General features: G+C 36.8%; 7 protein-coding genes and 2 pseudogenes. 5 read left to right on the forward strand and 4 right to left on the reverse strand.

Annotated features, from left to right (window positions below):
* Positions 1-209: CotG/ExsB N-terminal domain-containing protein (locus H540_RS33925; RefSeq protein WP_211241942.1), on the reverse strand; the 209-nt coding region annotated here is incomplete at its 3' end.
* Between the two features lie 274 nt (positions 210-483).
* On the opposite strand from H540_RS33925, the gene H540_RS0128525 reads away from it, so the two are divergent.
* The 4 genes and pseudogenes from H540_RS0128525 to H540_RS0128540 all read left to right on the forward strand — a co-directional run bounded on the left by H540_RS0128525 (position 484) and on the right by H540_RS0128540 (position 3,136).
* Positions 484-1,146: a hypothetical protein gene (locus H540_RS0128525; protein ID WP_028403460.1), complete on the forward strand. Its 663-nt coding sequence runs from the start codon at positions 484-486 to the stop codon at positions 1,144-1,146.
* A gap of 47 nt (positions 1,147-1,193) precedes the next feature.
* A pseudogene (locus tag H540_RS31205) lies at positions 1,194-2,000 on the forward strand (ArsB/NhaD family transporter); the annotation flags it as partial.
* A 46-nt stretch (positions 2,001-2,046) separates the two neighbouring features.
* Positions 2,047-2,556, forward strand: coding sequence for a DUF2642 domain-containing protein (locus H540_RS31210; RefSeq protein ID WP_155891178.1), 510 nt, complete (start codon positions 2,047-2,049; stop codon positions 2,554-2,556).
* Positions 2,557-2,797: 241 nt separating this feature from the next.
* Positions 2,798-3,136 (forward strand): YmaF family protein, encoded by a 339-nt coding sequence (locus tag H540_RS0128540; protein WP_028403461.1) that lies wholly within the window; start codon positions 2,798-2,800, stop codon positions 3,134-3,136.
* A gap of 63 nt (positions 3,137-3,199) precedes the next feature.
* Here H540_RS0128540 and H540_RS33760 read toward each other — a convergent pair.
* Both H540_RS33760 and H540_RS0128550 read right to left on the reverse strand, forming a co-directional pair.
* Positions 3,200-3,389: pseudogene (locus H540_RS33760) on the reverse strand (IS6 family transposase); the annotation flags it as partial.
* A 403-nt stretch (positions 3,390-3,792) separates the two neighbouring features.
* On the reverse strand, positions 3,793-5,235 hold the full coding sequence (locus tag H540_RS0128550; protein WP_034672205.1) for a flavin monoamine oxidase family protein: 1,443 nt from the start codon (positions 5,233-5,235) through the stop codon (positions 3,793-3,795).
* A gap of 217 nt (positions 5,236-5,452) precedes the next feature.
* Here H540_RS0128550 and H540_RS31220 point away from each other — a divergent pair, with 217 nt between their 5' ends.
* Complete coding sequence (locus tag H540_RS31220) at positions 5,453-6,154, forward strand: hypothetical protein (RefSeq protein ID WP_245592388.1); 702 nt, start codon at positions 5,453-5,455, stop codon at positions 6,152-6,154.
* Between the two features lie 437 nt (positions 6,155-6,591).
* Here H540_RS31220 and H540_RS0128565 read toward each other — a convergent pair.
* A partial coding sequence (locus H540_RS0128565; protein ID WP_028403463.1) for an amino acid permease occupies positions 6,592-7,104 on the reverse strand: 513 nt, incomplete at its 5' end.

Genomic DNA, 7,104 nt, shown 5'->3' on the forward strand with positions numbered 1-7,104 from the left:
GAACGACGAGAGCGTCCAGAACGACGAGAGCGTCCGGAGCGTCCGGAGCGTCCGGAACGACCAGAACGTCCGGGTCCGGGTCCAGGACCAGGGCCTGGTCCTGGTCCTGGACTCATTGCTTGTGGCTCTTGAGTTAAGAATTCACCCATTCCATCTGCTTGTATTTTATCTACTGCTTCACGAATATCCCTATCAGCAAGCTTTTGCATATTAATCCTCCCTATCAATGTCATGCTTTGAAAAGGTAGTAAATTTTCCTTTCAACACTATACGCTATGTTCTAGATGATCAGAAAGAGCTTATTTACACTAAAATTAGGTATTCGTTCTTAGTGCATTGTTCATTTACAAAAAAGAAATAGGGAAATGCCCATTTGAATTGATTTTTTCGAGAATAAACTTTTTTATCTATAAGTTTTCTAAAGTATGAAATTTGTGTATATAATGTACTACTATCCTGTTTTCATTGTGAGGAGGTTTTTTTTTGAGCGTTACAACATTATGCGGAAAACAAGTTGATGTAGTAATATCGGGAAACGTCTTTTTTCAGGGAATACTTATTGAAATTGGTAAAGAAATTCTTGTGTTGTTTGATGGACAAAAGTTTGTATATATTCCTTTATTACATGTTCATAGGATAAATCTGAGTCCGATTATAAACGATGATTTCAGTGATCCAAGCGAACCATCTTTAGCTAAAGATACAGAATCCATTTCCTATCGTACAATTTTAACAAATGCAAAGGGACATTTTACGGAAATTTATGTTACAGGTAATATATCATTACATGGATATATTATTACTGTTCGCAGCGACTATTTTGCTTTTTACTCGCCTGTTTACAAAACGATGTTGATTTCACTCCAACACTTGAAATGGCTCATTCCATACAACCTAAAAACACCTCCGTATAACCTTAGTAGTGAAAAGCTTCCTGCCATCCCCTCAAACATCCCATTGCTTCGTTCACTGGAAGAACAGTTAAAGAAATGGGAAGGGGAGCTTGTCGTTTTTGATATTGGAGAAGACCCAATGAAAATAGGATTAGTAAAGAAAGTTAGCGATACTATAATTGAGCTTGTGATTGCAAGTGGTGAAACTGTGTATTTAAAGCTTTCTCATATCAAGTCTGCCCATTTACCTTAATGTACAAAGAGGTCCTACTGATAACAGTAGGACCTTCATTTTATGACCGACAAATTCCATACCTTTTAACTGGCGCACTTATTGCAACGGCTTCTAGTGCTCCAATCGGTGTAAGCAATATTGTTTTAATTGCATTGAATATTGTTCACATGACTCTTTATATGTACACCGCGATGATGTTTGTGCCGGCAACGTTAGGATTGTTATTTATGTCATGGTTGATGTACGTAGTGGTAAAAAAGAAACTGCCAAAAAAGTTACCAAATTCAGCCTATGATGTGGAAGCAATGTTTTTCGTGAAAAATTTTCATCCGCTAAAAGGGCATATTCCGGTTGAAACCAAACGCCAACGTACAAAGTTTATGTTAAAGGTAGTGCTGTTTGTTTTTATCATGCGCTGTCTACTCTTTGTTGCATCTTATCTCTCGATTCCAATTGAGATTGTTGCGGTAGTCGGGTCACTCGTTTTGCTTGTATGGAGATGGTATCATTTGCGTACAAATCCTGTTGATATATTGAAAAAGACACCCTGGCACATTCTGATTTTCGCCTTTTCCATGTATGTGATTATTTATGGTCTTCATAATGCGGGACTAACAGCGATGCTGGTAAATTTATGTGAACCGATTGTAAATCAAGGATTATTCTATGCGAGCTTTGTTATGGGGGGATTGGTTTCCATTCTATCCAATCTATTCAACAACCATCCGGCTTTGATGATTGGAACAATTACTTTAACAGAAATGGGACTGGATCCGATTACATTGAAGACCATTTATCTCGCAAATATTATTGGGAGTGACATGGGGTCGTTGTTATTGCCCATTGGGACACTTGCCTCTTTAATTTGGATGCGATGGTCAAAAGTTTCTTTATATCCCCTTATTACACGTCCATAAAATGAATCTGAGCAGTATAACAAACGAGGAAATTAGCCATCCCAATGAATTTTCCTTAGCTAAAGAGATAGCATCTATATCATATCGTTCGATTTTGACAAATGCAAAAGGACTTCTTACTAAAATCTATATTACAGAGAATCAGTTATTGGATGGATATATTACGAATGTGTTAAGCGATTATTTTGTTTTTTATTCACCTGTATATAAAACAATGTTTATTTCCTCACATCATTTAAAATGGTTAACCCTATACAAGCAAAATGTTACTCCTTACACGCTTAGTAAAGAAGCTTTGTCTGTCAATTCTTCTAATACTCCTCTATGCCATTCCTGGGAAGAACAATTAAAAAAATTAGAAGGAAATCTAGTAGTGTTTGATATAGGGAAAGATTCAGATAAAATTGGATTACTAAAAAAAGTAGAAGATAGTCTAATTGAATTAGTAACTGCAAATGGTGAAACTATGTATTTGACACTTACTCATATCAAATCTGTACATGTTCCGTAAGTGACCGCCAGTGTAAATAAAATCAGAGTTTTTTTATAACCTAACTCCCGAGTGAGGTATGTGAGCAGAAAGTCCCTTCAGTAAAAAATCAGAAAGGATTTTTTTGTAAGTTTATTGATACATTGAAATACTGACCACTTAACAATAATCCTCTATGTAGCATTCGATTTGGTAAGAATCACCTCGTTGTTCTAAGCATATAGTCTATAGAACTTATCTTTATGTACAAGGAGTGAGTAGATTGGAAAGGGTAGGAAAAGATGATTTTGTTTCCGGGTTTGTACCAAAGCATAACCATGGATCCGTTGATTATACATCCGTGGAGGCGGGTCATGTACATCAATGTCTAGACGTAACGTCCCCACCAATTCCGACACAGGAGGGGGGACATGTTCACTATACAGAAGGATATGTTGTATTTGAGGACGGACATACCCATTATTATAAGGCATATTCGGGACCAGCGATTCCTGTTGGAAATGGAATGCACGTTCATTATTACGATTTTTACACAACTGAAGATAATGGACATAGACACCATGTTAAGGGAGTGGATCAGCCTGCTCCAGGGAATAAATGAGGATTCTGGTGCAAATATAAAACGGCACATCAAAGCTTATAGATGTTCTTTAGAATTCGTCGTTTAGGATGTTATTTCGGATAGCTTATGTAGGAATGCAACCTCAGTTTGGGCAGACTTCACCTCTTGGTGGGTTTGCCCTTTTTTCATCATATGCATAGCTTCAACGCTACTAAAAATCCAAACGGCTGTTTGAAACGATTTTAATCCTAACATGGTATGCACGCTCCTCTTTAATGAAACGATGATCCTCTATGTTTTAAAATAAATGATACTGTTATGGATGAAGCCGTTTTTGGTATTACGAAGATCATTCTTTAGAAAAATTAGCAGATAATCTAAGAGACTTCGTTGTTCAGAAATATAAATAACTTCCGATAACCTGCGTTATGTAAATAAAAAGCTGGATCTGTGCCAACTTTTTATTATGTAATGTAAATTGTAAACAGTCCTGATTTATCTATGTACAAGTGAATAAAAAAACGGCTTTTTATAGTGGGGAGAGATCATCTGGCAACGTGCAGAAGCGGTCAACCCTTTGTAGTGGTTCATGCAAGGGTAAACCAGAGAGAAGAAGTATATCATACTCCCCTTTGGTTGCACATAGCGCATGGAAATGTTGAAATTATAATTCACTCATATATATTTTTTCTGTTTTATTTTGGCAAGTCATTTACTTCATATGCAACCCGTATTCCAGATTCAATTCCTCCTTGCATCCAACCGTGGGTAAGTGTAGTATGCTCGCCAGCAAAATGCACTCTTCCCTCAGGTTTAGTGATATAAGGATATAGCTCTGTTTCTTGTCCCGGTTCGAAAACGGTGAAAGCTCCACAAGAATAAGGATTATGGCTCCAGCTAAAGGAAGTTCCTGATACGAACTCCAAATAGATCTGGTGTCCGTAAATTTCTTCCAAGTTTTTCAAGGCATATTGAATGCGATCTTCGTTAGATAGACTGTCCCAAGTTAAAGCCTCATCAGCCCATGTATAACTCGCTAAAACCACAGCCGGTCCTTCTGTACCAATCCCATAACTTGGATAATAGGTAAATCGAATCGGCATGTCAGTTATGGATTTACCGCCATATTGACCTCCTCTTTCCCAAAACCTGCTTTTAAACTCGATTGCGATTTTTGTTGAGGCCATATAGTTGAGTTCGCGAATTGCTTTTCGTTTATAGTAGGAAAAAGAGTCATATGGCTCGACTTTCACAAATCGTAAAGTTGAAAAGGGTATGGTTATTATAGCAAGATCACCTGTTATGGTGAAATGCTCTAGGGTTTGTTGATGAATAGAATGGATGGTTACACTGTTTTTGTCCTGGACAATTTTCGTCATTTTTTGATGGAACAGAATATCTTCTTTTAATTGTGGTAGAAATGCCTGCGGTAATCGATCCATACCGCCCGTTATCTCATAGTAACGAGGTGTTGATGTGAAGAGTGTTGATTCACGTAATACTTCAATAAAGGACATCCCCATATATGCTTCCATATCAAGGAGTACACCAATCATATCGATTGCACCGTCTGAAAAGTAGGAGTTTAAGACAAAACTTAACGAATTTCTTCTAAATTGTTTTTCTATAAGAGGCCAATTTCTTGCTGGATCTTGGTTAATAAAATTCATAATAGGTTGTATGATTAAAAGCAACAGTTCCTCAGCTGTTTTCCCTCTTTCATTCAGAGCAACTGGGTAGTTTAAAATACCTGGATAATGTTCATACATGCTGAGACGTGTTTTGATTCCATTTGCGTAAATTAAATCCATTGGAGTTCGGTTAATAAATAGGTTTGTAGGCAACGCGAACTTTTTAATATACTCTAAGGTTAAAGAATGTATATCAGGAATACGCATTGGCCCTGCGTTGAAGTATAATCCATTACTAAAGGGGGAGCGCAAGGTGTGAACACGTCCGCCTATCCTGTCATTAGCTTCAAGAATTGTGACTTTATGCCCAGTGTTCTTTAATAAAGAAGCTGCAACTAGCCCTGCTATTCCTGCACCAACAATAATAATATGTTTGGGAGCTTGTGATTTTTTAAGACCATTTCTAATTATGCTAATCATTTGTTCAGTCGTTAATTGATTATTCATGTTCCTAGGCATCTCTTCGCTCCTCTGCAAAAGTATTTACTGCATTGTATTCACTTCCAAAGATGCCTATGTGTTTTTAATATTTACGGATATGTAAAGTGAGTAGTTTTTATGCTAACCTCACATGAATAGGGCATTTATTATATATGAAATTTAGAAAATATTTTTTATAACATTGAACTTTTTTTAACTATCGAGCGAATATAGATATGAAAGCTTGAATGAAAGTCTCGAAGTAGCGAAACAAATCCTCACAAAAGAAGAGTTGGAACGTTACACCGTTTTATTAAAAGAAGATTTTGGTTACATGGAGAAAATTAGTGTTGTGGAAAATGGAGAACGACACACGGATAAGAATCGTTACAATTCTCTCACCCCAGAAGAACACAAAAGAGCGGGAAAAATCATGTCAGAATTAAACGTGTATCGAGAAAAGATAAACGCCAAATTTACATATACCTTAGAAGAAGCGCAAAAATTGGCTGTTTTCCCAATTAAGCGCCCTACTTATCTCCCTGCAGGGTATGTATTAGAAGAAACAGTAGCTAAGGCACAAGCAACAGTAGGGACGCCCAAACCAGTCGTGACAATGAGATATAAAAATAGTGAATCGGACGAAACAAAATCTATTGCTGAACAAGGCTTCACAATCGTGCAATCTGAAATTTTCGATCACGACTATGTCGTAGATGAAATAGGCCCTTTTACCAACAGTAAAAAATTTGCTTTTGATACAGTAACTGATTATACCCTTGAAGGATATTCCATTAGCTTTGGAAAATATCGATCCGGTAACGTAAAAGGAATGAAACTCGTCGTTCCGGCAAAAGAAGGAAAAAATGCGTATCAAGTATATATCAATAGCAGTATACTATCCAAAGAGGAACTTGAAAAAGTGTTGCTTTCGATCGTAAAATAGCGGAACGCTCCCCATCCAGTAAACAATCTGGAGGGTTTTTTTATAGACTTTTAGATGCATTGACTACCGATAATCTATATATAAATGATTTATAATTTCGACGTTTTCATTTGCTATTTCGAACAAAACGGTATGGGCACTTACTTCCTCTCTCTGGTTTACCCTTGCATGGACCAAGGGGTTGACCGCTTCTGCACGCCGCCGGATGCTCTCGCCCCACTATAAAAAGACGATTTTTGTATTCAGTTTTATATAGATTGATTTATATTCTCTGCATAAACCGGACTAATTGTTTCAGTTGTTATTAAACCGAGTGCTAAAAGTAGAGAAATTGCAAATGGATTCATAATTATTCCTCCTAGTTTTAAACTAGGAGGAATAATTAATGATATTCTAAATAATTAGAAATTTAAAAGTAAGAAAAGTCTCTTCTTCAATTATTGGGCTTTATCTATTAAATCAGATTCATTTGCTTGATTTTGAAGCTTTTTCTTTATAACAGAATGATAGTACACATAACAAAAAATAATAAATGGTACGGCGCAATAAATTCCTAGTCTCTGATTAGGCATAAAGATAAGGCTTACTAAGATAATGCCATACAGTCCAAAACCAAGAATTGGAACGATTGGATAAAGAGGAGTTCTGAATTTCAAGTCTTCCAACTTTCCGCCTTCAGCCAGATAGCGCTTACGGAAAGAGAATTGAGAAGCGCAAATGGACATCCATACAATAATTGTAATAACTCCAGAAATCGAAATTAACCATAAATACACGGTTTCAGCCGCAACAACACTCGTCAAAAGAGAAAGGGCGGAAATAGATATCGTCATAATTAGCGCATTTAACGGAATGCCGCGTGGCGATAATTTCTTTAAAAAAGCTGGAGCCATGTCGTTTTTGGCCAATGACCAAAGCATTCTTGATGCTGCATATAATCCTGAGTTAGC

It is taken from the genome of Ectobacillus panaciterrae DSM 19096 (assembly GCF_000430785.1).
Taxonomy (GTDB): domain Bacteria; phylum Bacillota; class Bacilli; order Bacillales; family Bacillaceae_G; genus Ectobacillus; species Ectobacillus panaciterrae.

Coding starts and splice junctions, on each gene's coding strand:
- H540_RS31210 (WP_155891178.1), top strand. CDS start 2,047: ATGAATCTGAGCAGTATAACAAACGAGGAAATTAGCCATCCCAATGAA.
- H540_RS0128550 (WP_034672205.1), bottom strand. CDS start 5,235: ATGAATAATCAATTAACGACTGAACAAATGATTAGCATAATTAGAAAT.